We start from the raw sequence: 25,728 nt of genomic DNA on the forward strand, positions 1-25,728 counted from the left end.
GCCTAGTCTGCTTTCCACCAGCGTTCCATAAAGCTGCTGCCGTCGAGATCCAAATTGGACCCGAGCTGTTCTGGCATGCCTATGCTGGGGCGGGTGCCGAAAATGTAGGACGCGAACATTGGAATCGCAACGCCACCCTGATTGGCGACAATATCCTGCATCTCGCCATACATTTCCGCGCGCTTGGAGGTATCCAATTCGGCGCGCGCTTGTTCAAGCACACTGTCGAAATGTTCGTGGGTCCAGCGGGATTCGTTCCACGCCACACCGGATTTGAATGCCAGTGAAAACATCAGATCCTCGACTGGACGACCCGCCCAATAGCTGGCGCACCATGGTTTCTTGGTCCAGACTTCGGACCAATAGCCATCATTCGCAGTACGCTGAACGGTCACGTTGATTCCGCATTTTGCAGCAGAGTTAGAAATCAGCGTGGCGGCATCCACCGCTCCCGAGAAAGCAGCATCAGCGGTGGTCAGCTCAACATCCAGAGTGGTCAGTCCCGCCTGCTTCAAAAAGAACTTTGCCTTGTCCGGGTCAAACGTTTTCTGCTCCAGTTCATTGTTGAAATAGCGCTGGCCGGCACCGATCGGATGGTCATTGCCCATGCGCCCGTACCCCAACAGAATTTTGTCGACCAGTTCCTGACGATCAATACCCCACTTGATTGCCTGGCGGATGTTATTGTCATCAAATGGCGCGACATCGGTCAGCATCGGGAAAGAATAATGCTGAGTGCCTGCGACCGAATGTACGCTTACTGCCGGGTTGCGCCCGACCAGCTTGGCAGTTTTTGGATCAATCTTGTCTACAACATCCACGGCCCCGCTCATCAGCGCCGCCGAGCGCGACGTTGCATCCAAAATCACCAGCAGACGCCATTCGTCCACATGTGCCACATCCGAATTCCAGTGATTGCCATGCCGTGTCAGATGGGCCGATACACCCGGCTGAAAGTCCTTCAGCTGATATGCGCCACATCCGATGCGCGACGCCCAGTCGATGCCGCTCTGTGTCGCGGGCAATATGGCAATGTGATAGTCGCTGAGAATTGCCGGGAAATCGGCATTGCCACTCTCCAGCTCGAAAACCACTGTTTGCGGGCCGTCTTTTCGAACATCTTTCAAACCCGCCAACAGCGGGGCTGCCGCAGAAGTTGTCCCTTCGCCTCTGTGATGGTTGATAGAAGCGATGACATCATCAGCCGACACGCTGCGGCCATTGTGGAATTCAACGCCTTTTCGCAAATTGAATGTCCAAACCGATGCATCTGGCGAGGCCTCCCAGCTCTCGGCCAGCGAGGGTTGGACATTGCTGTTCGCATCAATCGCCGTCAGATAGCCATTCATACCCAATCCCAGCGGAATCAGGAAACCCGCCGAAAACAGTCCCGGATCCAGCGTCTCGGTTGCCGAACCGTGTCCGATACCTGCCGTCAGCATACCGCCGCGCTTGGGTGTGGCGGCAAGAGCGCTATCCGCCAGCATCGTCGCAGCACTTGCGCCGATTCCCGTTGCCAGCACCCCCCGCATGAACGTCCGCCGATCCAGCTGACTAGATTGCAATCGCCGCTGCATCTGCTGCAAATATTGCTGTTTATCCATGATAATACCTCCATCCCTCATTGGCTTTCGACAAGAGCATGACAAAGGTCTTGCATCGCACAACTACGCAACTTTATGCTATACTATGCTTGTTTAAGCTGTGCCTGATGATCCTGAGCCAAAAGCTGCCCCGATGTCCCCAACACCTGACACCCTGTCGCAAAACCTGCGCTACCTATGCGCCGACCGGCCATCTGTTGCGTCCGTGTGTCGTGACATCGGCATGAATCACCAGCAATTCAGCAAATACCTGAGCGGCAACACGCGCCCCTCACCCAACAACCTGCGCCGAATTGCACGCTATTTTGGCGTCACCGAAGCCCAACTGCTTGGTCCGGCCTCAGAGCTGGAATTGCGCGCCCAGCGGACCAGTCGAACCGAAAGCGAACGCCGGCGTGATCCGTTGATAGACGTTTTTCCCGGCGATCTCGGGCGTATGCGCCCAATACTTGGCGCATATCATGTCTATTTCCGCGCCCCATTTGATCCAACCAAGGTCGTCGTGAATGCAGCTTTCCTGGATGAACGCAATGGGGTCGTCTATAGCCGAATTATCGAAGCTTTGCGCCTGCCTCACATCGGCAGCAGACGATGGACCCGATGCGATGGTAAAGCCACACACCAGGCGGGCCAGATTTTTGTCATCGATTGTGAAAGAGGGTCCGAACCTGTACCGGGCTTTTATGCGCTCACCGTGCCTCATAGACAAAAAAGCCGATACCTTTTTGGCACCATGTCGTTTCTGGCATCCTTACCACGGCGAATCCCTGCTTCGTCGCCGGTGGTCTGGAAGCGGATCGACACTTTTCGGTCTGTGCGTGAAGTCTTTGAGGGCTGCGGTGTGATAGCTGGGACAGGTCAACGGGTTGACAGCACAATCCGAGACTTTCTTTTTGGTCCCACCTCCGGAGACAAATGCCTGCCTGAGACAGGCGAGAACTGAAAACCGAACAGGTCTTTGTATAGCTGAAATGAATGCGAACCGGACGGCTCGTTTGAACAGCACGGAACCCAATGGCTTTGTCTGCCCCAATTAGCGTGCTGCCAAGTGTGCCCATGATCGACTGTTGCGACAAAATTCGGCCTGGTCCAAGAGTGAGAGCCACCGGGCCAGACCAGAGCAGGAACTCTACCTGGATAGAGCGATATAGGGACTGACATCTGTTCGATCTCGTCCGACGCTTCATCATACTCCGCCTCGCCGTATCACAGTGCGCCGAGGTCGGTGTCGGTGGTGATGTTCTGGTCCAGACGCTGTACGGCCGAGGGTACATAGCCCGAGTATCCTCCCACCACAGTGGATCGCCACCAGATCGGCCATGGATGGCAGACCATCCTAGCGTTGATCAGCGGCCAGCCAGCGATCGCATCGGCATGGAGTTGCGTGGACGGCCGGCGCGAATGGTCATCGATACAGACATGAACATATTCCAGCCGACCCCGCGTGTGTTGCCCTGCCCGGTGCGTTTTCGGGTGATGCAGTGGCCTGCGCGCAGTTGGCTCAGCCGGCTGACACAAGGATCAGAGTTCCCAACCCCCAGAGGGTCATCTGGTAGTGCGTGTTTTGCGCACCCTCGTGGCAGAACCAGTAGCAGAACCAATTACCTCCAACCAGAAATCCGGCCCAGACGCTGGTAAAGGCCAGCGCCCCGAGCACAGCCAACCCCCGGGCTGTATCCGGATCAGTCAGACCTAGCAACGCCGTCACGAGGGCAACACAACCCACCCACAGCACCGCCGCCGCAAACACTTCCCACAGCACAATCAGCCGGAACAAGTTCTTTTGCACGGTCGGGTTGCTGATCCGGCGATAGGCCACGTCCTGATAGGCTTCGGGGTATTCTTCGCGCATACGGGCCATGTCCAGCACCTCGGCTGTAAAGGTGCTGTTCAGGCTCGCGTGAATGAGGTTTTCAAAGACACCTGTGGTCAGCCAAGCCGCCAAAAAAAACACGGTTACGACTTGAGACAAGAGGATCGCAGTTTCGAACATCATGGAAACACCCCAAGAAGAGATAACGTGGGGCGGCTATGCCGCCCCACCAGTACAGTCTCAGGTCCAATGCAGTTGCGCCGGGCGGATTTCGAACGAGATATGATGAGCACCACCCATCAATCCCTCGCGCGTGTGGTTATAGAGCGACCGCCAATAAGGCTGAATGGTGACACCTTCGTCCTGGACCAGCTTTTCACCCTTGGCCATCAACGCCCTGCGGGCTTCGGTGTCAGGGGTGGCCAAGGCCTGTTCCAGAATCGCGTCGAATTCGGCGTTGGCCCAGCCAAATTCGTTCCAGGCCTCACCAGACCGATAGGCCAGCGCCCAGATCTGTACACCCAGCGGGCGGTGGTTCCAGTTGGTCGAACTGAACGGGTATTTGGCCCAGTCGTTCCAAAAGGTCGACCCGGGAAGAACCGTGCGCCGAACTTTGAACCCCGCATCGCGAAGTTGAGCAGCCACCGCATCGGTCGTGTTCTTACGCCAGGCATCGTCAATCGAGATGATTTCATGTTCGAAATCCATCATCCCCGCTTCTTCCATCAACGCCTTGGCACCGACGGGATCGTATTTCGGTTCGCCTACATCGGCAAATTCCGGGTGTGCTGGACCGACATGGTGGTTCTGCGCGGTCACACCCCGGTTGTCATAGCCCAGTTCCAGCAAGATGTCGTTCTTCACGGCCATGGCCAGGGCCTGCCGGACGCGTTTGTCGGCATAGGGCTTCATATCGTCAACTTCGGCCAACTGATTGGGACGGATTACGATGCTCGCCATGGTGACGACTTCGTTTTGGACCCAGCCATCCATCGACGACAGGATGTCGATATATTCACCTTCGATGGTATAGAACATATCCACCTCTTCGGCATCAGCCGCCGCCACAAAGGCCGCTGGTTCCGTGCCGTAGTCGACATATTCGACCCGGTCTACCCAAGCACCATTACCTGCATTCCACCAGGTGTGATTGTCGTTCAGCACCAGTACTCCCCGTTCACCCACGCTCAGGCTTTCGGGCAGATAGGGACCGGTTCCGATCGGATTGCTCAGCATCGCATCGGCGGTATGGGACGCATGAACGATGGCCGCCGGGTAGTCAGCCATTCCTGCGATCAGCGAAATGTCCGGACGGGGCAAGTTCAGGCGGACGGTATGGCTGTCCACGACCTCGATCCCGCCATCGATCGCGACGTTGGTATCGGGATCCACCAGAACTGCAAACCGCCCAGCCATCGAGTTGCCTTCGATTGCTTTTTCACACCACCCCTTAATGTTGCGCGCCACATCCTCGGCCGTGAAATCATCGCCATTGTTCCACTTCACGCCCTTGCGCACATTCAGGGTATAGGTCTTGGCATCTGTCGAGATTTCCCAACTTTCCAGCAGCATCGGAGAGAAGGTGCCGTCATTTTCGTAAGAGACCAGATATTCCAGCCAGCCCCGGGTGAAGTTGGCGATCTGGCTCCAGTCAAAGGTACGCGGGTCCTTGAGCGCGCGCACTTCCATCTGAATACGCACGGTACCACCCTGCTTGGCCTCGGTGGCCGCAACCGCCGGGGCGGGCACCCCCAGCATTGCATAGGCGGTCGCCGTCGTCGCTCCGAATGAGCTGGCCAAAGCCAGGAATTCGCGTCGGCTGACCGGATCAGATTCGATCTTGCCAGCCTGCTTGGTGATGGATTCCGGCAGGGGTTTTCCGCTGCGTGTCAGAAATGCCATTTGTATTTCTCCTCTCTGTTGGTCGTGAGGGGGACCCTCGGTTCGTTGGTGTCTCCGGTTTCTCGTTTGTCCGGAATCGGGTGCTTCAGGCCGGCATCCGCATTGCCCCAAGACCGTCGGCTTCGGTGACGGTGGTGCAGATGCTCGACAGGGTGCGGGGTTGTTCATAGGGCCAGGGCCGCCCGCGGTGCAGAACCGCGCGTTGATCCCAGATCAGCACATCGCCCACCTGCCATTGATGGGAATAGGTGAACGCGGGCTGGGTGCAGAACGCCATCAGCTCTTCGAGCAGTGCCTCGCCTTCTGCATCATCATAGCCATCCACCTTGTAGGCGTGCGAAGCGATGTACAGCGCCTCACGCCTGTTCACCGGGTTCTCCCAGATCGCGTTCCAATGGGTTGCGGACCATTTGTGAAACATCGGATGCTTGGCCAGTTCGGGCGAAATCCGGGCACGCGACACCGAATAGTGATGCCAAATCCCCCGATCGCGGATTCGATTGCGCAGGCTTTCGGGCATGGCAGCCCAGGCTGCCCGGGTCGAGGCCAATTCGGTTGCTCCGCCTTTGCTGGCAACAACGCGGGCGGCAATGATATTGGTCAGCGCCGGTTCCGGCATAAATGTGCTGTCGGCATGCCACAGAAAATTCGATTCCAGATGCAGTTTGTGCAGGTCGCGGTCTTGTTTCAACGAACTATCGGCCTGTTCATTGGTTACTTTGGGGATGGTAAACCCCTCCCCCGGTTTGCGTTCATCCGCTTTTCGATCTTCGATCTGACCAAAGGCACGGGCCAATTCCAGATGCGCCGCATCACTGAAATTCTGTTGGCGAAACAGCAGCGCCGAGTGCTCTTCGAACAGCGCGCGCAGTTCAGCAAACCGCCCTGATGGGACGATTTCCGCCAAAGGTAACCCCGACACTTCGGCACCAAAAGCCGGACTTAGCGGAATGATGTTCAATTCAGTCATTTCAAGCTCCTCACTCAACGGCCTTTGCCTCAATTTCGTCGGCGTTTAGATGTTTGACTTGGGACCAGGCGGCAGACTTGGCGCTGTTCAGCAGCCCCTTGGGATCCAATCGCTTTTTCCAGGCAAGATGGGTGTAATCGGCATTGTGCAGCCCGCCGCGTTCAACCTCGTTGGTGTGGGCATCGTAAACCGTAAACCCATGTGCAGCGTAGGTGCGATTGATCGCCTCCAGCCGTTCGGGGCCGGAATACCAGATGATCGGCAGGTCGATGGCAACAGTTTCTCCGCCCAGGCGGATGAATTCATGGTGCGTCCAAACGTCATCGCCCAGATCCGCGCGCAGCCGTATGATCGCGGCCGCATCCGCTGGGTCCGGCACGCCAACCTGCTGATAGGTGGCTGAGCGATCCGATTTCAGAACCTGCAACGTGGTGTGGTTGAAACAGAATTCAAACACATGCGGGATTTTGGCGGCTTCGCGGTCCGCATCGTTTAACGCCAGTTCGACCGTGCCGCCGTATTCACCCACAAGGTCGCGCAACAGTTCAACATTTTCCGCCGGGACATAGCAGGCCAGCAGATCCCAACCTTCCCGCAGATGTCCCTTGAGACGCGGAAAATATGCGACAATGCGTTGGTCCACGACACTGGCCATCTTGGGTTCAATTGCAGCATTGGTCGCCACCGCATAGCCAGCACGATAACAGCGCTCATAAGCGTCGAATGTCGCCATGCAGGCGATCCAATCCCGGCTGGGCACGGTGCGCAGGGTTACCTCGGTGATCACCCCGTTTAGCCCCCAGGCATGGTGAATCTTCAACACATCAGCTCCGCGAAATATATGCTCCTGCGGATGCTCTTCCAGCGACAGTGCTTTGAGCTCGATCAGATTCCCAGGTTCACGCAAGGCACCGGTGGCCAGCGACCCGATTCCGACCGACCCTCCAGCTACGAAGCCGCCGATGGTGGCGATGTCCTGGGTCGAGGGGAACATCGCCATTTCCTGGCCGCTCTCGGCCAGCGCGCGGTTTATATCCGCCATCAGTGCCCCGGCTTCGGCACGTACAAATCCGTCGCCGACCTCCAGAACCCGGTTCATGGCTGTGGTCTCGATGATCAGCCCGCCTTCGACTGGAACCGCCTGGCCATAGTTTCCGGTACCGCCACCGCGCAAAACCACGGGCACATCGGCCTCAAAGGCCCGTTGCAGACAGTGTTTCATCTCTGCGGTGGTTTTAGGAACTGCCACCAGATCGCCGAAACAGCGCTTCAGTTCTTCATTCAGGATTGGACTGTACCAAAAGAAATCGCGTGATCGTTTCTTGACCAGCACCGGCTCTGTTATCACCTCAACCGGGGCCAGCCGTTCGGCAAAGCGGACCCAGTCGATATCGGTCTTTCCGGAAATGGACGTCATGAACGGTCTCCTTGCAATGCCTCGGCCATTGAAACGGGAGCGATGCCCCCGGCCAGCAGATCGGGCATTGTTGCGGCGTCGATCAAAATGAGATCCCCGATTGCAGCCCCATCGACTGTCGTGGGCACAAGGCCAAGCGCGGTCTCGGCGCTGGTGGTGATCATCGGCAAATAGTCTTCGAATGGCGGGTCCAGATGTGCCGCCAGCACGGTCAACGACAGCGCGTGCATCGGGTCATGGCGGCCCAGAGGGCAAAAGGCGTCACGCACATTGTCGGTCCCAGCCAGCACCCGCACGCCCGCGTCGCGCAGCTCGCGTAGGCGGGTCAGCCCGCGTCGGTCTGGTGTGCCAGCGTCCCTGCCCTGAAGGTACAGGTTGGTGGCTGGCAGGCAGACAACCGTGATCCCAGCTCGGGCCACCTTGTCCGTCAATCGGTTCAGCGCATCGCCAGACAGATTCATCAGGCTGCAGGCATGACCACATAGTACCGGCCCCTGAAACCCGGTTTCCAACACCACATCAGAAATGATTTCCAGCCCGTCCAGCCCTGGCCCCAGTCCTTCGTCCACGTGGAAATCCAAAGCCAGCCCATGCGTCTCTGCGGCGGCCAAGGCATTGCGGATGCCGCTGCGACGCTCTTGCTGATCCAGCACGAACACCCCCAGAACCCCACTCGCGGGGGCGATCTGTTGCGCGACTGCGTGGACGGCCCGGGGGTCCTGTAAATCATCAACCCCAAACAGCGGGGCCAATTGCACAGTGGCGCGGTCGCGATAATCCTCGACCAATTCGCACAGGACCGGCCAGGCCACCGGGGCCGCCAGCCCCGAACTGTCCGTCCCCCAATCCACATGGCTGCGAATGGATCCACACCCCGCCGCGATCAGTTCGTCCAACCCCCGTGCAGCCCGGGTGCGGATGTCCTGAGCGGTCCAGTTGCGGCGGTCGGCGGCCTGAGCCGCAATGGCGGCCTGCAAGTCACCCCCGACACCCTGCATCCGAGCAATGGTGTGACATTTGTCCAGATGTACATGACATTCGGTCAGCCTGGGCAACACCATGCGGGGGGTGGTGTCCGACGCCGCGCAGGCCTGCATCCGCACTGCGCGCCTGTCCCGGATCACCAGATCACCACGCAAACAGCCTTGCTCCCGCCGCCCCCCGAACGCGTCTGGACACGCCACCAGCGGCAGGGGCACTTTCACATCGCTCAAGATGATCTCTGACGGAGGGACCTCGGTCATGACCGACCCCGTAAATCGAACCGCGAGAACTCGTCCAGGAACAACGCGAAATTGGCCGCGGCTGTTGATAGTATCTTTTCGCCTTTTTCCACTGTCGCCGCCGAGGCATCGCCACAGGCGCCATCGGCGTTCAGATCATCGATGATCCACCCGGGGCGCGCCGCTTCGCTGGTCAGCCCGATAAATCGGTTCATCTGCTGCCAGGCCCGCATCTCGGGGATGAAGTTTCGCGCCTGGGCCATGTCGACCTGATCACAGCGCTCTGCCAACATGGCGGAGGTTTCGATGTCACCCGCATGGAGATCCACGGACAGCGCCGAAGGCGCAATCAAATCAGCATAGTCGGCGAACCCGAACCAGGAACAGGTCGCCACAATCATGTCATGGGTAATGCGCAGGTCACGGGCGACAATATCCAGAACCGCAGTATTGCCGCCATGGCCATTGAGGAGCACCAACCGGTCGACCCGCGCCCGCGCCACCGAAGCGCCAATGTCGTGCAGGGTGGCCAACAGCGTTTCCGCCGACAGGCTGAGCGTACCGGGGTGGTTGTCGTGTTCGCCACTTTTGGTGATAGTCAGCGTCGGCAGAACCAGCACATTCTGCTCTGGTGCCAGATGTTCCAGGCTGCGGGACACCACAGCCTCGGTCAGGTCGCTATCCACCGAAACGGGCAGATGGGGCCCATGTTGTTCGGTCGCCCCGATCGGCAGCACCGCCACCAGATCCTTTGGCAGGGAGCGAAACGTGGGGGCTTTTTGATCAGCCCAATGGCCTTGCAAACTCATTGCGGCCTCCCGAACAGGCCATCCAGAAACCCGTAAAACCACTCTGCCTGCGCGGCATCATGGGCCATCATCAACCGGGTCTGTTCCTCAAGCGTCTGCGCGCCAGGGCGTCCGTAGACATGGGTCTTTTGTCGCTGCCAGCGGCGGAACCCTTCAATTGTGACTTCGGGATGGAACTGCACACCATAAACGTTGTCACCATAACGAAACGCCTGGTTTTCATAGTTTGGATTCCCCGCCAGGCGCACGGAGCCTGCTGGCAGGTCAAAGGTATGAAAATGCGATTGCGTCACCCAAAGGGGCGCGTCCATAAAGCCCGCCGCCTGGGGCGACGGTTCCACCGGGTAATACCCAAATTCAAAGATCTCTTCGGGACGTGGCCCCGCCCAGGCCCCCAGATGATGAGCGATCATCTGCGCCCCCTGACAGATCCCCAACATCGGCACATCCGCCGCCAGACATTGCCCGATCCAGCGGTATTCTTCATTCAGAAACGGGTGTTCGGCGGTCTCATAGACGTTGTAGAGCCCGCCATAGATGACGGTCCCCGCCAGATCCTCGTCAGGCTCCCCCAGCAGATCGCCGGCAAAGGGTTTGCGGCTGTCGACCTCATACCCGGCCTCGGTCAGCCAGGAGATCACACGGTCATCCGCCGGCTCACCGCCGTGACGTACCAATAGGACACGCGCCATACTTATCGCCCTCCTTGACGAAAATAGTGTTGCGTGGCCCTTAGATTATGATCTGTGCCAGAGATGTTCTTTTAGGCTTGCAAAAATTTTTCCTAAAGACAAGTCTATTTGCGATCCGATAAAAGGCGTGCAAAATGAAAGAGTTAACTCCAGACACCCTGCGCCCTCCCTTTGCCCGATATGCCCATGGTGTCGAGATTCCAGCGAACTGGCGGATTGTGCAAAGCTCTGGCCAGTTGGGGATTCGAGAAGATGATTCCATCCCCGAAGATGCGTATGCGCAGGCTGTCATCTGTTTTGAATCTCTGGCTGAAATCCTGAGATCTGCGGGCATGGGCCCTAAGGACGTCGCGCATATCTCGGCTTATGTGACGGACCGTGAACACATGGCGGGATACATGCACGCCCGGGACGCGTTCTTGGCGGATGCTGACCGATTACCCAGCTCTACTTTGCTGATTGTTTCAGGCTTCACGCGACCGGAATTCAAGGTGGAAGTAGAAATTTTGGCAGCCGCACCTTGAACCACCTGCAAGTGCCTTTTCGTCTGACATACAGTATTGATAGGTGTCATCCGAGCAGGAGCAGATAGGAGGATCCAACTGGAATGACGCGGGTTGCCCTTGGCTCAACTCGCCAATTTGAGCGGATCAGAAGCCTGCAACAGCGCGCCGATACGGCGACCGGTGTCGATCATCCGATTGGAAAAGCCCCATTCATTGTCATACCAGCTGACCACGCGCACCATTCCGTCTGCGGTCACCGTGGTCTGGGCGGCTGCAAAGCAGGATGAGTGTGGATTATGGTTAAAGTCGATCGAGACCAGCGGGTCTTCTTCATAGGCCAACACCCCCCTGAGTGCGCCATTGGCGGCCTCCTTGATCGCCGTGTTGATCTCGTCCCGTGTCACAGAAGTTTCCGGCATGAACGACAGATCGATCAGTGACACGTTCGGTGTCGGCACCCGCACCGCAGAGCCCTCCAACTTGCCTGCAAGCTGTGGCAGCACCAGCGAGATGGCGCGCGCCGCGCCAGTCGAGGTTGGTACCATCGACAACGATGCCGCCCTCGCGCGGTAGAGATCCTTGTGGTTGGTGTCATGGCTCGGCTGATCACCGGTAAAGGCGTGAATCGTGGTCATGTAACCCGTCTTGATGCCAAAGGCCTGGTCCAAAACCATCGCCACCGGGGCCAGGCAATTGGTGGTGCAGGAAGCATTGGACACAATCAAGTCATCCGGGGTCAGGTCTGTGTCGTTAACCCCATAAACCACCGTCCGATCAGCATCTTTGCCCGGTGCCGAGATCAGCACGCGTTTGGACCCATTCCTCAGATGCCGCGCCGCCTGGTCGCGGGCGGTGAACAACCCGGTGCATTCATAAGCGATATCAACATTCCCCCAAGGCAGCTCTTCGGGGGACCGCAAGGCCGTCAGCCGGATGCTTTGGTGGTCGACAATCATATGGTCGCCTTCGATCTGCACATGAGTGTTCAAGCGGCCATGCACACTGTCGTATTTAAGAAGATGGGCTATCGTCTCGGCCGGTGCCAGATCATTGATGGCAACGATCTCGATATCACTGTCGCCGCGTTCCAGCAGGGCCCGCAGAATACCACGGCCAATCCGGCCAAACCCGTTGATTGCAATCTTGATTGTCATGATTTCAGTCTCCTTGTTGAGTTGGCGCACCGCACCATTCAGAAAAATGGTTGCGCTAACATTTTGAGCAAAACAGCGCCATATCAGGTCTGACCTTCGTGATGTATCATCACAGTTTCGGGCAGCAGTTCAGGTTAAAGTTTCACGCCCTTGCGGCAGCCAAGCCCTGCAGGACAAAATTGGCTGTGGTCGGGCTGTTGGCAAATGGCAGGTCATACACGATCGCCAAACGGCTGAGCGCCTTGACATCCACGTCGTGGGGCATCGGTGACAAGGGGTCGATGAAAAAGATTATGGCGTCTAGCCGCCCTTCACAGATCATCGCACCAATCTGCTGATCCCCCCCCAAGGGCCCACTTTTCAGACATGTGATGTCCAGCCGGGGCAAGTTCTCCTTGATACGGGCACCGGTCGTGCCGGTGGCAAACAGGATCGCATCCTGCATATGCGCAACATGATCGCGGGCCCACGCGATCAAGGCGTCTTTCTTGGCGTCGTGCGCCACCAGGGCCAGCCGCAGATCTCTACCGGATGAACTGGTCGACATAATCAGCCCCCAATCCCACTTCTTCATAGTGGTTTCGACACATCTCGATCTTGGTAAAGACGTCCTCGTACCCCATCGTCTTGCCCCAAGGATCGACATAAAGCATCACGCCGTTCACTTGGAAAAAGGTGATCATCTCATCCACATCGTCGGGAACAACCAGCGTGTGCGTCTCGCCCGGCGGCTCATAAACATAGCCGCCTTCACGGGCCTCCCAGTCGTGTTCCAGATAGTGCCACCGGCCTTTCAGAACAAAGCCATGCACTGGTTGCGGGTGGCGGTGGCGCGACAGCACGCCCGCCTTGCGCACGCGCAAAAGGTTCATCCAATAGCCTTGTGACCGGTTCAGACACAGCGGACGAAAGGACACGCTCGGGGTCTGCGGCACCCAGATCCGCTCGTCTTCCGCGATGGCCTGCGGGATGACAATCTCGTCCTGTGCATCCGGTGGGAACGGCAGCTGATAAGGCATTCTCGGGTCTTCGTCGGTTCCTTGTACGGGCATGGGCCCCTCCTCTTCACATTGCAGAATAACCGCCATCCACAGGATAAACGGCGCCGGTCACAAAGGCGGCCTCCTCCGACAGAAGCCACGCGGCAAGCGCACCTACTTCGGTCGGCCTCCCCCAGCGGTTCATCGGGGTTCGGCCCAGAATAGGCCCATTTCGGACCGGGTCGTCTCGCAGGGCACCGGTCATTTCGGTTTCTATCCACCCCGGCGCTACGGCGTTCACGCGCACACCATCAGCGGCCCATTTGCCGGCGAGTGCCTTGGTCAATTGAGCAACGCCGCCCTTGGAGGCGGAATAGGCTGGCACCAGTGGGCCACCAAAATAACTCAGCATGGATGCGGTGTTTACGATCGCCCCGCCCGACGACGCCAACAAGGGCTGCGCCGCCAGACAACAGCGCATTGTGCCATTCAGGTTGATGTCAATGACAGTCTCGAACATCTCCATGTCGTATTCTGCATCACGCGCCAGGATGCCGGCGCAGTTGACCAGGCCATCAAGTCTATCGAGACCGGAAAACAATTGGTTAACGGCCTCCGTATCGCGCACATCAAGTTGCACACAGGTGTCGTCGGACTGGTCCGCGGCATAGGCTGCCACTTCGTCTGCGCCCACGCCGGTTGCCGTGATGACCCACCCTTTTTGGCGCAGAACCTTGCCGATTCCCGCACCTATTCCCCGTGTCCCTCCGATAATGACGGCGTGTTTCATGCGTTAATTCTCCTCGGCCAAAAACGCCTCAACCGCCTCTTTCCTCGGCATCGGAGCCACTGCGCCATAGCCTTGGGTCGACAGGGCTGCCGCCGCATTGGCATAGCGCGCTGCCGCGAAAGGTTCGTCGCCTGCCACGATCCGCGACAGGAAGGCACCGTCAAACGTGTCGCCCGCGGCCGTGGCATCCACCGCCTCGACCCGGCGGCCCTTGACGCGCTCGCGTTTCTCGGGTGTCGCCACAAGGGTGCCTTCGGCCCCCAGCGTCAGCGCCACGATCTTGGCACCAATGCTCAGATAGAAATCGGCGATGGCATCGGGATCGGAGAGCCCGGTCAGTTGCGCGGCGTCATCCAACCCCGGCAGGGCAATGTCGCACTGTGCCATGGCCGCATGAGTGACGGCGCGGGCGCGCTCGATGGGCCACAGTTTCAGCCGCAGGTTTGTGTCATAAGACACCTGACCGCCCGTCTCCTTCACGATCCTTATCGCCTCAAAGACCGCATCGGCCGCGGTGTCGGAAATCGCCTGACTGATGCTCGAAACATGCAGGATCTTGGCCGTTTTCAGCGCCGAGATCGGCAAATCGGCGGGTCCCATGCGGCTGCTGGCTGACCCCGCGCGGAAATAGCTGAACTCGTGCCCGTCCTTGCCATGGGTCACGAAATAGACCCCGGTATGGGCGTCGCTCACTTGTTTGACATGTTCGACATCCACGCCCTCGGCCCGCCACAGATCCATGAACGAATTGCCAAAGGTATCGGCCCCGATATGGGTCACATAGCCCACCGACGCCCCCTGCCGCGCCGCCGCAATTGCGCAGTTCGAGGTATCTCCGCCATGTCCGGGCAGATAGTTTCCGTCGGGCTGCTGGTTAAACTCCAGCATCGGTTCGCCTAGGCACAGGATATCGGGGGTCATGTCGGTCGGTCTCTTCTGAATGGAAAAGGGCTGCGCCCCAGTGACAGGGCGCAACCAGTTGGGGAGTGTTATTCGGCCGTGTAGCTTTGGCCAACGCCCGGGATCTTCCAGATGCGGAAGTTCGGGATTTCGGGATCGTCAAAGTTCATGTCGCCATCAACCCAGACATGCAGGTGGTTGGACACCACATACATTTCGCCCTCCGGCCCCCAGGCCAGGGTGTCGGGCCAGTTCATCTCGGGGTGATGCACGAAACGGCTGACCTGACGGGTGCTTTCGTCAAATTTCATGACCCCGTCCAGCGACAGGGCGGTCATGTAGATGTTGCCCGCATTGTCCGCCGTCATCCCGTCCGTGTTCGACGGCAGTACTGCGGCGACCTCGACCGCGTTTTCGATCACGGTCTCGTTCGCCTCGAAATTGCGCAGCACCTCGGTCGGCAGGCTATACAGGTGATTGCCGGTCAGGTTAGTCCAATACAGCGTCTCCTTGTCGCCCGACAACGCAATGCCATCGGCGCCGGTGCGCATCCCGCCATTCTTCAGCACCGGACGGTCGTCGATGTTAAAGAAGAAGTTCGGCTCGTCATTGGTGAACCGGTGTTGGTCCAGAATCCGGCGCACCGAGTTGGTGTTGCTGTCATAGACAATCAGCCCGCCATGCAGCGGATCGCAGAAAATCCCGCTGTCGGCGATATAGGCGAACCCGGTGTCATTATCGACGGCCAGGTCGTTCAGGAACGAACAGTTCTCATCCGCCTCATCATCCGAAAACACATAGCGCTGCACTTCCTTGCCCGCCTTGATATCCCACAGCACCAGCTTGGCGTCGCCATTCTGATACGGAGGACCCGCCACATGGCCCTGATCCAGGATCCACATCACGTCATTGCGGTCGATCTCGAACCCCAGCACGGCTTTCAGACCGGCGGCGTTGGCGATGTCGTTCATCTCTTCGCTGGGATAGGCTTCCAGCTCCCATGTGTCGCCGTTCTGAACCAGCTTGGACAGGGTCGACGGGATTTCCGGCCCGCCCCAGCGCGCGGTCGACACATAGATGTTGCCTGCGCTGTCCACCTTGGCACCTTGCACCAGCGCCTTGCCGTGGATTTCGCTCCCCTCCCAGGCAGCTTTCGTCTCAGCGTCCTTGACCACATAGGGCAAACTGTTCCATTCCACGACCACCTCGGGCTCAGCGCTGAGCGCCGGGGTCGCCAGAACGGCAGTCAGGGCCACCGTGTTGAGCATTCGTTTCAGCATCTATTCCTCCCTTGCTGATGTTTTGGCGTCCCGCAGGTCGTTACAGCGGCCTGCGGGACACCGGCTTTGGGCTCAGATCCGGCCGTATTTCGCCAGACCTTCGCGCAGCGAACCGCTTTCGATGATCAGGCGGGCCTGTTCTGCTTCGCGCGCATCAATCTCGCGCGCCATTTCCAGAACCGCTTCGGCATGATCACGCGGCACCGCCACGACGCCATCCACATCCGCCACGATGATGTCGCCCGGATGCACGATCACACCGCCCATATCGACCTCGACGTTCGAGGCGATGGTCTTGATCCGGCCCAGCGTGGTGCCCGGAGACACGCAGCGCGAATAGACCGGAAAATCATAGTCGCGCTTGATTTCCACCAGGTCGCGCACACCACCATCCAGAACCGCGCCTTCATGTTTGTTGGCCACAGCGCCAGCAGTCATCAACCCGCCCCACAGCGCCACGTCCGTTGTGCCATTGGTGGAAATCACAATGACCGAGCCTGCCTCGGATTCATCAATCGCATCCAGGGCATGCTGGGGCGGCAGGAATTCATCGGTCGGACCTTCCAGAATGGTCACGGCCGGGCCGACGATCTTGTTTTCATTGATCCGCGGCTTCACCGACGCGGGTAAAAACCCGGTCTTGCCAGCGATCTTGTCCACCGCATCAGCGACCGAAGCCGTGGCGGTTTCGCGGAATCCCGCGACGAGTTCTTGGATGTTCATTGTCTTGTCCTCATTGATCAGGAGTTGTGAAAGGAAACAGCTGTCAGCGCCGCCTCGATCTGGGCGCGCGCCAGTGCGGCGTCACCTGCCTCGAGCGCGCGGGCGGGCAGCAGGTTGCCGCCCATGCCCACACAGACCGCGCCCGCATCCAGATAGGCCTGCGCCGTTTGGGCAGAGACCCCGCCCGTCGGCATCAGCGCCACCTCGGGAAAGACCGATTTCAACGCTTTCAGAAAGCCCGGGCCACCGGCGGCGTCGGCTGGAAAGATCTTGACCACCTGCGCTCCGGCGTTCGCGTGGTGCAGCACCTCGCCCGGTGTCACAGCGCCAGGCAGATAGGGGATTTTTGCAGCCAGGACGATCTCTGCCGCAGGCGCGCTCCAACAGGGAGAGACGACGAATTCTGCGCCCGCATCCAACACCGTGCGGGCCTGATCCACGTCAAACACGGTCCCTGCCCCGGTGGCGATGTCAGGGTAAGCCCTGCGCAGATCAGCGATCAGATCGGCAGCCCCGGGCACCGTGGTGGTAATCTCAAGCGCGCGGATCCCGGCCTCGGCCAGCAGGTCGCAGGCCTGGCGTGCAATGTGCGCATCCCCATGCCGGATCACCGGCACGATACGCGCATCGCGCAGTGTGTCGATGCAGCTTACCATGGATTCACCCAGTTCTTCGGGGCCAACCCATCAAGGACGCGTTTGATTTCACGCGCGGCAATGCTTTGCAACACCGCAACCGACCGCTCCGAATACCAAGCAGCATGGTCGGATACGATCGTGTTGGGCGCGCTCAGAAGCGGATTATCCCGGGCGACGGGTTCCTGTTCGAAAACATCAATTCCCGCACCAAAAATCCGCCTGTCACGCAATGCCGCAGCCAGCGCGTCTTCATCCACAAGCCCGCCACGCGAAACATTCACCACGATGGATGTTGGTTTCATCAGCGCCAAGCGTTCTGCATTCAGAATATGGTGGGTTTCGGCAGTCAGCGGCGCGTGCAAGCTGACCACATCTGCGGTTTGGAACAGCTCGTCCAGTTCGACGGGCTCGACATTGGCGGCCTGTGCGGCCTCGAGCGAAAGATAGGGGTCAAAAACCAAAACCCGCGCGAACCCAAGGGCGCGGAATTTGCATGCGGTCTGCAGCCCGATCTTGCCACAGCCAACCAGGCCCAGAACCGCATTCTCGCGGTTTGGGATCATCTCGGCTTGTGCGATGCCCCATTTGCCCTCGCGCACGTCGGCATCCCGAGACACAATTCTGCGCTGAACGGCCAGATATAGTGCGACCGCATGCTCACTCACCTCATGTTCGGCCCCGTAATCCGGAACGTTGGCAACATGGATGCGACGTGAACGCGCATAGTCGAGGTCTATATTGTCGACACCCACTCCATAGCGGACGACGACTTTCAAATCGGGGCAGGCGTCGATCACGGCTGCATCAACTATGCGTTCCCGCACCAGCAGAGCAACCGGGTTCAACGCCTGCAGTGTCGGGACCGCCGCCATATCCGCACCGACCGGCTCCACGCTCACCTCGTGGGAGGTCAGCACCGAACGTTCGGTGTCATAGGCAGCATAGCCCGGTTCCAATACGGCGATGGTGTGATGTGTCATTTGGCGATCCCGAGGCATTGCTTATTGTGCTTTGTAAGCTTCGACTGCAGCGTCGAGACGGTTGGGCCAGTCTTCGCCGATCTCACCCACGATGTATTCGCGCACGGCAGGCTGGGCCGCCTTGCGGAACATGGCCTTTTGCTCGGGACTGACCGGAACAACTTCCATGCCCAGTTCGGACAGGATGGCGGTTGCGTTGGCGTCCTGAGCGGCGGTCATGCCGCGGTGGATGGTCTTGGAAATCTCGACGCACTGGCTCACGGCGGCCTGTTCACCGGCCGTCAGAGACTGGTAGAACATGTCCGACATCAGATAGGCGTGCCAGCTGAAGACGTGACCGTCGAGAGAGACGTATTTCTGATGCTGATAGAGCGAGGCGTTCACGATGTTGGTCACACCGTTTTCCTGACCATCCACAACACCCTGCTGCAGCGCGCCCGGCAGTTCCGGCCACGGAACGGGGGTGGCCGACGCGCCAAGGCTTTCGACCAGAGTGATCCAGACCGGAGCGGTCATGACGCGCATCTTCAGGCCTTCCATATCGGCAGGTTCGGCCACGGGTTTGACGTTGTTGGTGAAATTGCGCACGCCGTTGTCGGCCACGCCAAAGCTGCGGATGCCGGTTTTGGCCAGCATGTCTTCGGCCAGCGCATCGCCAAATTCACCGTCCATCACTGACCAGGCCATCGCCTGATCATCAAACAGGTAGGGCATCGCCAATACCGAAAAGGGTTTGTGTACAGCCGAGATAGGACCATCATGGATTGCGGCCATCTGGACGGTGCCCAGTTGCAGGCCTTCCATGATCTCCGAGCCACCGCCCAGCTGCGAGGCCGGGAAGATTTGAACGTCAATCGAGCCGGACGTCTTGCCCTCTACACAGGCCTCGAACGCCAGCGCCGCCGCGTGCTTGGGTGAGCTCAGGTCAGCCGCTTGGAAATGGGCGTATTTCAGTTCCTTGGCCGAGGCAGCGCCTGCGGCGGTCATTGCGATGGTGGCGCTCGCCATCATCAGTTTCGACATGGTATTCATGAGGTTCCTCCCTTTCATGTCAGTTTGCAAATCCAAATAGGTTGGGGATGAAGGTGCTGATTTCCGGAACGAGAATGACCAGAAGGAGCACCACGAGTTCGGCCAGCAACAGCGGCAAGACAGCTTTGTACAGCGCCTCGAGCCGCAGTTGCCCGACGGTGGCAATCACGAACAGGACCGGCCCCACCGGAGGTGTGATCATTCCGATGGTCAGGTTCAAAACCAGCATCATGCCGAATTGCAGCGGATCAATCCCCGCCGAGTAGGCAATCGGCCCCAGGATTGGTGTCAGGATGATCAGCGCCGGAAGCGTATCGATAAAGAAGCCACAAATCAGCGCGAACCCGGCAAGGATGAACAGGATACCCAGACGGCTATCCGTGATCTGCGTGATCAGCTTGGCGATTTCCTGCGGGATCTGCAGATAGGTCAGCAGCCAGGCGAATATCGACGCCATAGACACGATCAGAAACACGGATGAGGTCACAACAGCCGCCCGCACAAACGCGCTGTATAGCACCGGCAGGGTAAAGGCCCGCATCGCCACGCCCAACAGCAGCGCATAGGCCGACGCCACCGCCCCTGCCTCGGTCGGGGTGAACACGCCGCCCAGGATTCCGCCCAGAATAATCATAGGCATGATCAGCGCCGGCAGGGCCGCCAGGCTCGCCCCGCGCAGCTCTGTCATCGTGGCGCGCGTGTCACGGCCACGATAGCCATGGCGCGTCGATACGATATGGTTCGCCACCGCCAGCGCCAGCCCCAGCAGAACGCCCGGCACGATCCCCGCCAGGAACAGCCCGGCAACGGTCACGCCCTTGGTCGAAATCGCAAAGATCACGGCCAGAATGGATGGCGGAATAATCGGCCCGATGGTCGCGGTCGCCGCCGACAGGGCGCCGGCGTAGTTCTTTTCATACCCCGCCTCGCGCATCATCCGCATGACGATCGCCGACGGTCCCGCTGCATCGGCCAACGCCGACCCGCTGATGCCCGCAAACAGCATCGACACCAGAATGTTCACATGGCCCAGCCCGCCTCGCACATGCCCGACCAACGCATTCGCGAACCGCAACAGCGCGCGGGTCAGCCCACAGGCGGTCATCAGTTCAGACGCGAGGATAAAGAACGGCACCGCCATCAGCGGGAAACTGTCGATCCCGGCAAACATCCGCTGAGTCGCCACCAGCGGGTTCAGCCCACCATTGATAAAGATCGCCGACAGCCCGGCAATGCCCATGGTGAAGGCCACCGGCACACCCAGAAACAGGGTCGCGAAAAACAGGATGATCAGAGTCTTGGCCATCCGCTTACATCCCCGCCTCGAAATCCTGCGCCACGAACCGCTTGGCGAAAAACGCCAGTTGGATCAGGAACAGCGCACATCCTGCCGGGATCGCCATATAGGGGATGCCGCGTGAAATGCCGGTCGACATGGTTTCCTTGTTCCAGCCGAATTCGACGAACTTCACGCCCAGCCACAACATCGTCGCCATGAACCCGAACATCACCAGCACGATGCCCCAACGCAGCATCCGCGCCAGCGTTTTGGGCAACGCATCGGGCAACGCCATGATCGCAACCAAACGACCTTCACGCAGTGCCAGACCCGCACCACAAAACGACCCAAAAATCATCAAGTGCCGCGCCGTTTCTTCGACCCAGGCAAAGGATGCGCCGAACCCGTATCGTCCGACGACGTTGGCAAAAACGATCACAAAAACCGTTGCCAGTGACACTGCGACAAGCGCCCGGTTCAGGTGAACTATCCAAGTTTCCAACCTCTCCAAAGTCACCCCTCCCGATGCGTCTTTGTTGTGGGAAATATAACTGGCATACAGTATGCCACGTGTCAACACTCCCATATTGTATGCCAGCTTGAGAGGTGCTAGTGTTTTCAGGAGGAGAGCGGCATGACCCCATTTAACCGACCAAAATCATTGACAGAATTGGTAACAGAAAATCTAAGAGACCGCATTGTCGGTGGAGAATTCGACTTGGGAGAACAACTGTCCGAGGCCCGAATCGCCAAAGATATTGAAGTCAGCCGGACACCGGTAAGAGAGGCAATCAACCGCCTGGAAATGGAAGGTTTGCTCGATATTGAGCCGCAAAGGGGCTCATTCGTCTTCAATCTGGAACCCTACGAACTGGCCAAGCTTTGTGATGCACGCGTTTGCCTTGAAACCACTGCTCTGACCCATGCGATACGGGAACGCCCCGAAGACTTGGCCAAGGCTTTGGGGGCCTGCCTAGATCGAATGACCGCGGCCAGAGAGGTTGGCGATGACGTCGAATATCTTGCACTGGACACGCTCTTTCATCAGTGCTTCTTCGATTGTTCGGATAATCGGTTCCTGAATGACGCCTACCAGACTATCGCCTTGAAAATGGCGGCTCTGCGCAACAGGCTGGGACACCATCCGGATCACATGGCCAAGTCGTATCGCGAACATCTCGAACTTGTCGAATGCGTCAAAGCGCGCGACACGCAGAAGGCGCTTGAGATCCTGACAGCGCATATTGACCGCAAGGAAGGATCATATTGGAACGATGTGACAGAGGACAAAAGTGCCGACTGACCTCAGAAGGTGCAATGGCTAGATCGTTCAGGCCGTTAATAAACGGGTTATGTCGCAGACCTTCGATAGATGGGCGTGTGGGTCGAGCTATGATATTTGTCGGCCTCTAATTTGGCAGGTTGGTAACACAACGTGACGATATGAGTTCAAAGGCAGCCATTATCTCAAACCCATGATCCTGTAGTCGTGTTTTTCTGTCCGCCCTACGCCGTATCCTATCGCCATCTGGAAGAGATCACTGCAAAGCGCGGGTTCAAGGCGTTTCATTCAGCGGCTGCTACGCCCAACGGGATTGAAGTTGCTCATATGATCCTCAATGGACAATTCGGTGAGGTTGGAAATCACGCTTCAAGCAGTTTTCCGCGCTCGCAGGATGAGTGCATCCTGCGCTGGAACATCCATTCCCCACTGAGAAAGTGTGCGACACACCCCATCGCCCAAGCCGTAAAGACCAGGGGGGGCAACGCCGCCCTCCCCTGTCAGGGCCCTCATGAGAAGTCCCTTTCAAATCCGGACTTATGCCGGGGTGGGCGCATCTTCGCGCAACAGGCCCTTGGCCTTGAGGTCGGCCCAGAACTGTGCCGGGATCTCGTGGCTGAACCATGTGAGGTTCTGTTCGAGCTGTCCCACCGTCCGTGTCCCCGCCATGAAGGACGAAACAGCAGGGTGCGCCACTACAAACTGCAGCGCCGCCGCCGCCAGGGGCACGCCATATTCGGTGCAGACCTCTTCGATCTTGGCCACTTTCTGCATGATTTCGGCCGGAGCCGGTGCGTAGTTGTATTTCGCGCCTTCCTTGGCCCCGGTGGCCAGTATGCCCGAATTGAAACCACCGCCGACGACCACTGCGGCACCGCGCTCTTCACAAAGAGGCAGGAATTTGTTCAATGAATCCTGTTCCAGAAGAGTGTAGCGACCCGCCAGAAGGAAACAGTCGAAATCGCGTTGCTCCAGTGCGGCGTGGCAAACCTCCCATTCATTCACGCCGACGCCAATGGCCTTGACCAGACCCTGATCGCGCAGGCTTTCCAGCGCTTTCCACGCCTCATCCATGGCCTGTTTGAACACCTCGGGCTGCTCGTCGCCGCGCGTAAAAACGTCGATGTCGTGAATGAAACAAATGTCAATCCGCTCCAACGCCATGCGCTGCAGGCTGTCTTCGAATGAACGCATGATCCCGTCATAGGAATAGTCGAATTCCATGTTGAAAGGTGCCGCATTGGTCCAGGGTTCAAAATTGATTTCACTGCGCTTGGCCGGTTTCAGAACGCGCCCGACCTTGGATGAAAGCACGAAATCGTCGCGGTTCTTCCAACGCAGATTTTGCCCGGTGCGCAGTTCTGACAGGCCGTGCCCATACATTGGCGCGGTGTCGAAATAACGCACGCCCGCATCCCAAGCGTGATCATACATCGCGGTCGAGGTCGCTTCGTCGATCTCGCGGAAAATGTTGCCGACGGGGGCCGTGCCGAAACCAAAAGCCGAAACCTCCAGATCAACGCGACCGAATTTATTCTTGGTGTTCGGGTTCATACCCAGTCTCCCTGCCATGTCATGACGTCTTCTGCTGGGCTGGCCCGATCCAATCGTCATGGTGGAAATGGTGCGCAGCTCAGCGCAAGTAACTGTTTGGTTATTTATCGCAACCTGCCCCATGGATCAAGCCCTGTTCCAAGCGACCGCGCGGCATCCGGTCACCAGGCGCGAAGACAACACTCTTGACGGAGTGATTTCTTCAATCCTATAAGTAACTAACCAGTTACTGTAACTCCAGTGAGAGGCGCGCTATGTTCCTGACGGAAACACATGAACAAGTCCGTGATATGACCCGGCAATTTGCACAGGAAGAGATCCGCCCCCTGGCAGAAGAGCTGGATCGCGATTCGCGCTTCCCGACGGAAATCTATGACCAGATGGGTGAATTGGGTCTGTTCGGCATTGGCGTTCCCGAAGAGATGGGCGGCCCCGGTTTCGACACGCTGACCTATGCGCTGGTGATGGAGGAACTGTCGCGCGGTTATGCCTCGATCGCTGATCAATGCGGGCTTCTGGAGCTGGTTTCAACGCTTCTGGTGCGCCATGGCACCGGTGCGCAGCGCGACAGATGGCTCGGTGGGTTGCTCACCGCGAAACTGCGCCCGGCCTACTGTATCACGGAACCCGAAGCCGGCACTGACGTGTCCGGCATACGCACCACGGCGGTGCGCGACGGGGATGGATGGGTGCTGAACGGCGGCAAGATCTGGATTCACAATGCGCCGGTAGCGGATGTGGGTTTCGTGCTGGCGCGCACTGACCCCGAGGCGGGTCATCGTGGGATGTCGATTTTTATTGTCGATTTGCACACAGACGGGGTCACGCGCGGCCCAAAAGAAATAAAGATGGGGCAGCGAGCAAGCCAGGTTGGGTCACTCACTTTTGACGACGTTCGCCTGCCCGCCGACTCCTTGCTGGGCCAGGAAGGCCGTGGGTTCCACATGATGATGAGCGTGTTGGACAAAGGTCGCGTGGGCATCGCGTCGCTGGCTGTTGGCATCGGTCAGGCCGGGCTTGAGGCCGCCACCGAATACGCGCAGGAACGCAAGCAGTTCAGCAAGCCCATCTCTGAATTCCAGGGTGTGCAATGGCTGTTGGCCGACATCGCCAAGGATGTTGAGGCGGCGCGTCTGCTGGTGCATTCGGCAGCCGTCAAAATCGACCGGGGGAAGGACGCGACCAAGGCGTGCTCGATGGCGAAATGTTTTGCCGGCGACATGGCTGTGGCGCGCTCGGCGGACGCGGTGCAGGTGTTTGGCGGGTCGGGCTATATCCGGGGTTTCGAAGTGGAGCGGCTCTATCGCGACGCCAAGATCACTCAGATCTATGAAGGCACCAACCAGATTCAACGCATGATCATTGCCCGCGAATTGTTGGCAAAAGGGGCACAGGCATGAACGCGGCAAACAACTCTCCCCGTTCAGCTGCGCGCCAGGTCGCCCTGGTCACTGGATCGGCGCGCGGCATTGGACTGGCCGCCGCTGTCGCGCTGGCCCGCGAAGGTTTCGCCATCGCCTTGAACGATAGGGAAGAGAGTGACACGCTGCGCAACGCCGCCGATCTGATCCGCGCCGAAGGGGTCCCGGTCATGGCGGCCGCCTTTGACGTGTCCGACATCGCCGCCCATGACGCGCAGCTGGCTGCCATCGAAGATACGTTTGGCCCGCTGACCACCCTGGTCAACAATGCCGGTGTTGGCGTGATGCAGCGCGGCGACCTGCTTGAGGTGTCCGAGCAAAGCTTTGATCGCTGTATGGCGGTGAACACCAAAGCGATGTTCTTTCTCAGCCAAGCCTTTGCCAAACGGCTGGTCGCGCGCGACCGGGATCCGGCGCTGTTTCATTCCATTGTCAATGTCACCTCGTCCAACGCCGTGGCCGTAGCCGTGCCGCGCGCCGAATATTGCGCGTCAAAAGCCGCCGCCGCCATGGTATCGAAAACCTTTGCGGTGCGGCTGGGCCAGGAAAACATCGCCGTCTATGACGTGCAGCCCGGCCTAATCGCCACCGACATGACCGCCCCGGTGATCGAGATGTATGACCAGCGCGCCCGGGACGGGCTGACCCTGTTTCCCCGCGTCGGCCAGCCCGAGGATATGGGTGGCATCATTGCGTCGCTCGCCAGCGGCAAACTCCCCTACACAACCGGACAGGCGATCTCGGCGGATGCCGGGATGCTTGTGCCCCGTTTCTGAGGT

The 25,728-nt window shown here is 58.8% G+C and carries 26 protein-coding genes; 5 read left to right on the top strand and 21 right to left on the bottom strand.

All coding sequences use genetic code 11. The features are described 5' to 3' along the window. Positions 1-2 precede the first annotated feature (2 nt). Positions 3-1,577 carry an ABC transporter substrate-binding protein gene (locus tag K3727_19250; GenBank protein ID UWQ93460.1) on the bottom strand — a complete coding sequence of 525 codons (1,575 nt, stop codon included), beginning with the start codon at positions 1,575-1,577 and terminating at the stop codon, positions 3-5. A gap of 160 nt (positions 1,578-1,737) precedes the next feature. On the opposite strand from K3727_19250, the gene K3727_19255 reads away from it, so the two are divergent. Beyond that, the gene (locus K3727_19255; protein UWQ90859.1) at positions 1,738-2,547 is read left to right on the top strand and encodes a helix-turn-helix domain-containing protein; all 810 of its coding nucleotides are present in this window, start codon (positions 1,738-1,740) and stop codon (positions 2,545-2,547) included. Positions 2,548-3,105: 558 nt separating this feature from the next. Here the strand turns inward: K3727_19255 and K3727_19260 are convergent. From K3727_19260 to K3727_19290, 7 genes are all read right to left on the bottom strand, one after another. Further along, entirely contained in the window at positions 3,106-3,597 is a 492-nt protein-coding gene (locus tag K3727_19260) for a DUF2165 domain-containing protein (protein ID UWQ93461.1), read from the bottom strand. 60 nt (positions 3,598-3,657) lie between these two features. Further along, positions 3,658-5,319 (bottom strand): ABC transporter substrate-binding protein, encoded by a 1,662-nt coding sequence (locus K3727_19265; GenBank protein ID UWQ90860.1) that lies wholly within the window; start codon positions 5,317-5,319, stop codon positions 3,658-3,660. Between the two features lie 85 nt (positions 5,320-5,404). Further along, entirely contained in the window at positions 5,405-6,289 is an 885-nt protein-coding gene (locus K3727_19270; GenBank protein UWQ90861.1) for a TauD/TfdA family dioxygenase, read from the bottom strand. 10 nt (positions 6,290-6,299) lie between these two features. Beyond that, on the bottom strand, positions 6,300-7,706 hold the full coding sequence (locus tag K3727_19275) for an FAD-binding oxidoreductase (protein UWQ90862.1): 1,407 nt from the start codon (positions 7,704-7,706) through the stop codon (positions 6,300-6,302). Beyond that, positions 7,703-8,950: an amidohydrolase family protein gene (locus K3727_19280; GenBank protein ID UWQ90863.1), complete on the bottom strand. Its 1,248-nt coding sequence runs from the start codon at positions 8,948-8,950 to the stop codon at positions 7,703-7,705. The genes K3727_19275 and K3727_19280 overlap by 4 nt, the downstream gene beginning before the upstream one ends. Further along, positions 8,947-9,738: a creatininase family protein gene (locus K3727_19285; GenBank protein ID UWQ90864.1), complete on the bottom strand. Its 792-nt coding sequence runs from the start codon at positions 9,736-9,738 to the stop codon at positions 8,947-8,949. Before K3727_19285 ends, K3727_19280 begins: the two co-directional genes overlap by 4 nt. Continuing rightward, complete coding sequence (locus K3727_19290; protein ID UWQ90865.1) at positions 9,735-10,430, bottom strand: glutamine amidotransferase; 696 nt, start codon at positions 10,428-10,430, stop codon at positions 9,735-9,737. The genes K3727_19285 and K3727_19290 overlap by 4 nt, the downstream gene beginning before the upstream one ends. Before the next feature lie 134 nt (positions 10,431-10,564). Here K3727_19290 and K3727_19295 point away from each other — a divergent pair, with 134 nt between their 5' ends. Further along, positions 10,565-10,954 (top strand): RidA family protein, encoded by a 390-nt coding sequence (locus K3727_19295; protein ID UWQ90866.1) that lies wholly within the window; start codon positions 10,565-10,567, stop codon positions 10,952-10,954. Positions 10,955-11,058: 104 nt separating this feature from the next. On the opposite strand, the gene gap is transcribed toward K3727_19295, so the two are convergent. The 12 genes from gap to K3727_19355 form a co-directional block, all read right to left on the bottom strand. Continuing rightward, a complete protein-coding gene (gene gap, locus K3727_19300; protein ID UWQ90867.1) occupies positions 11,059-12,090 on the bottom strand; it encodes a type I glyceraldehyde-3-phosphate dehydrogenase in 1,032 nt (343 codons plus the stop codon). Positions 12,091-12,232: 142 nt separating this feature from the next. Further along, positions 12,233-12,637, bottom strand: coding sequence for a methylglyoxal synthase (locus tag K3727_19305; protein ID UWQ90868.1), 405 nt, complete (start codon positions 12,635-12,637; stop codon positions 12,233-12,235). Beyond that, positions 12,615-13,109, bottom strand: coding sequence for a 2,4'-dihydroxyacetophenone dioxygenase family protein (locus K3727_19310; GenBank protein UWQ93462.1), 495 nt, complete (start codon positions 13,107-13,109; stop codon positions 12,615-12,617). The genes K3727_19305 and K3727_19310 overlap by 23 nt, the downstream gene beginning before the upstream one ends. 46 nt (positions 13,110-13,155) lie before the next feature. Next, a complete protein-coding gene (locus K3727_19315; GenBank protein ID UWQ90869.1) occupies positions 13,156-13,860 on the bottom strand; it encodes an SDR family oxidoreductase in 705 nt (234 codons plus the stop codon). A gap of 3 nt (positions 13,861-13,863) precedes the next feature. Beyond that, positions 13,864-14,781, bottom strand: coding sequence for a sugar kinase (locus tag K3727_19320; GenBank protein UWQ90870.1), 918 nt, complete (start codon positions 14,779-14,781; stop codon positions 13,864-13,866). Positions 14,782-14,849: 68 nt separating this feature from the next. Then, positions 14,850-16,040: an SMP-30/gluconolactonase/LRE family protein gene (locus K3727_19325; GenBank protein UWQ90871.1), complete on the bottom strand. Its 1,191-nt coding sequence runs from the start codon at positions 16,038-16,040 to the stop codon at positions 14,850-14,852. Between the two features lie 72 nt (positions 16,041-16,112). Then, a complete protein-coding gene (locus K3727_19330; protein UWQ90872.1) occupies positions 16,113-16,763 on the bottom strand; it encodes an RraA family protein in 651 nt (216 codons plus the stop codon). A 17-nt stretch (positions 16,764-16,780) separates the two neighbouring features. Further along, complete coding sequence (locus tag K3727_19335) at positions 16,781-17,419, bottom strand: bifunctional 4-hydroxy-2-oxoglutarate aldolase/2-dehydro-3-deoxy-phosphogluconate aldolase (GenBank protein UWQ90873.1); 639 nt, start codon at positions 17,417-17,419, stop codon at positions 16,781-16,783. Beyond that, a complete protein-coding gene (locus K3727_19340; GenBank protein UWQ90874.1) occupies positions 17,413-18,381 on the bottom strand; it encodes a C-terminal binding protein in 969 nt (322 codons plus the stop codon). Before K3727_19340 ends, K3727_19335 begins: the two co-directional genes overlap by 7 nt. Before the next feature lie 21 nt (positions 18,382-18,402). Next, positions 18,403-19,404 (bottom strand): DctP family TRAP transporter solute-binding subunit, encoded by a 1,002-nt coding sequence (locus K3727_19345; GenBank protein UWQ93463.1) that lies wholly within the window; start codon positions 19,402-19,404, stop codon positions 18,403-18,405. A 28-nt stretch (positions 19,405-19,432) separates the two neighbouring features. Continuing rightward, positions 19,433-20,719, bottom strand: coding sequence for a TRAP transporter large permease (locus tag K3727_19350; protein UWQ90875.1), 1,287 nt, complete (start codon positions 20,717-20,719; stop codon positions 19,433-19,435). A 4-nt stretch (positions 20,720-20,723) separates the two neighbouring features. Next, on the bottom strand, positions 20,724-21,194 hold the full coding sequence (locus K3727_19355; GenBank protein UWQ90876.1) for a TRAP transporter small permease: 471 nt from the start codon (positions 21,192-21,194) through the stop codon (positions 20,724-20,726). Positions 21,195-21,326: 132 nt separating this feature from the next. Here K3727_19355 and K3727_19360 point away from each other — a divergent pair, with 132 nt between their 5' ends. Continuing rightward, positions 21,327-21,995 (top strand): GntR family transcriptional regulator, encoded by a 669-nt coding sequence (locus tag K3727_19360; protein ID UWQ90877.1) that lies wholly within the window; start codon positions 21,327-21,329, stop codon positions 21,993-21,995. Between the two features lie 516 nt (positions 21,996-22,511). Here K3727_19360 and K3727_19365 read toward each other — a convergent pair. Beyond that, positions 22,512-23,528: an aldo/keto reductase gene (locus tag K3727_19365; GenBank protein ID UWQ90878.1), complete on the bottom strand. Its 1,017-nt coding sequence runs from the start codon at positions 23,526-23,528 to the stop codon at positions 22,512-22,514. A 254-nt stretch (positions 23,529-23,782) separates the two neighbouring features. Between K3727_19365 and K3727_19370 the strand changes: the two genes are divergently transcribed. Together K3727_19370 and K3727_19375 are read left to right on the top strand one after the other, a co-directional pair. Beyond that, positions 23,783-24,928 (top strand): acyl-CoA dehydrogenase family protein, encoded by a 1,146-nt coding sequence (locus K3727_19370; GenBank protein UWQ90879.1) that lies wholly within the window; start codon positions 23,783-23,785, stop codon positions 24,926-24,928. Beyond that, a complete protein-coding gene (locus K3727_19375; protein UWQ90880.1) occupies positions 24,925-25,725 on the top strand; it encodes a 3-ketoacyl-ACP reductase in 801 nt (266 codons plus the stop codon). The genes K3727_19370 and K3727_19375 overlap by 4 nt, the downstream gene beginning before the upstream one ends. Positions 25,726-25,728: the final 3 nt, after the last annotated feature.

It is taken from the genome of Rhodobacteraceae bacterium M382 (assembly GCA_025141015.1).
Taxonomy (GTDB): Bacteria; Pseudomonadota; Alphaproteobacteria; order Rhodobacterales; family Rhodobacteraceae; genus Aliisedimentitalea; species Aliisedimentitalea scapharcae.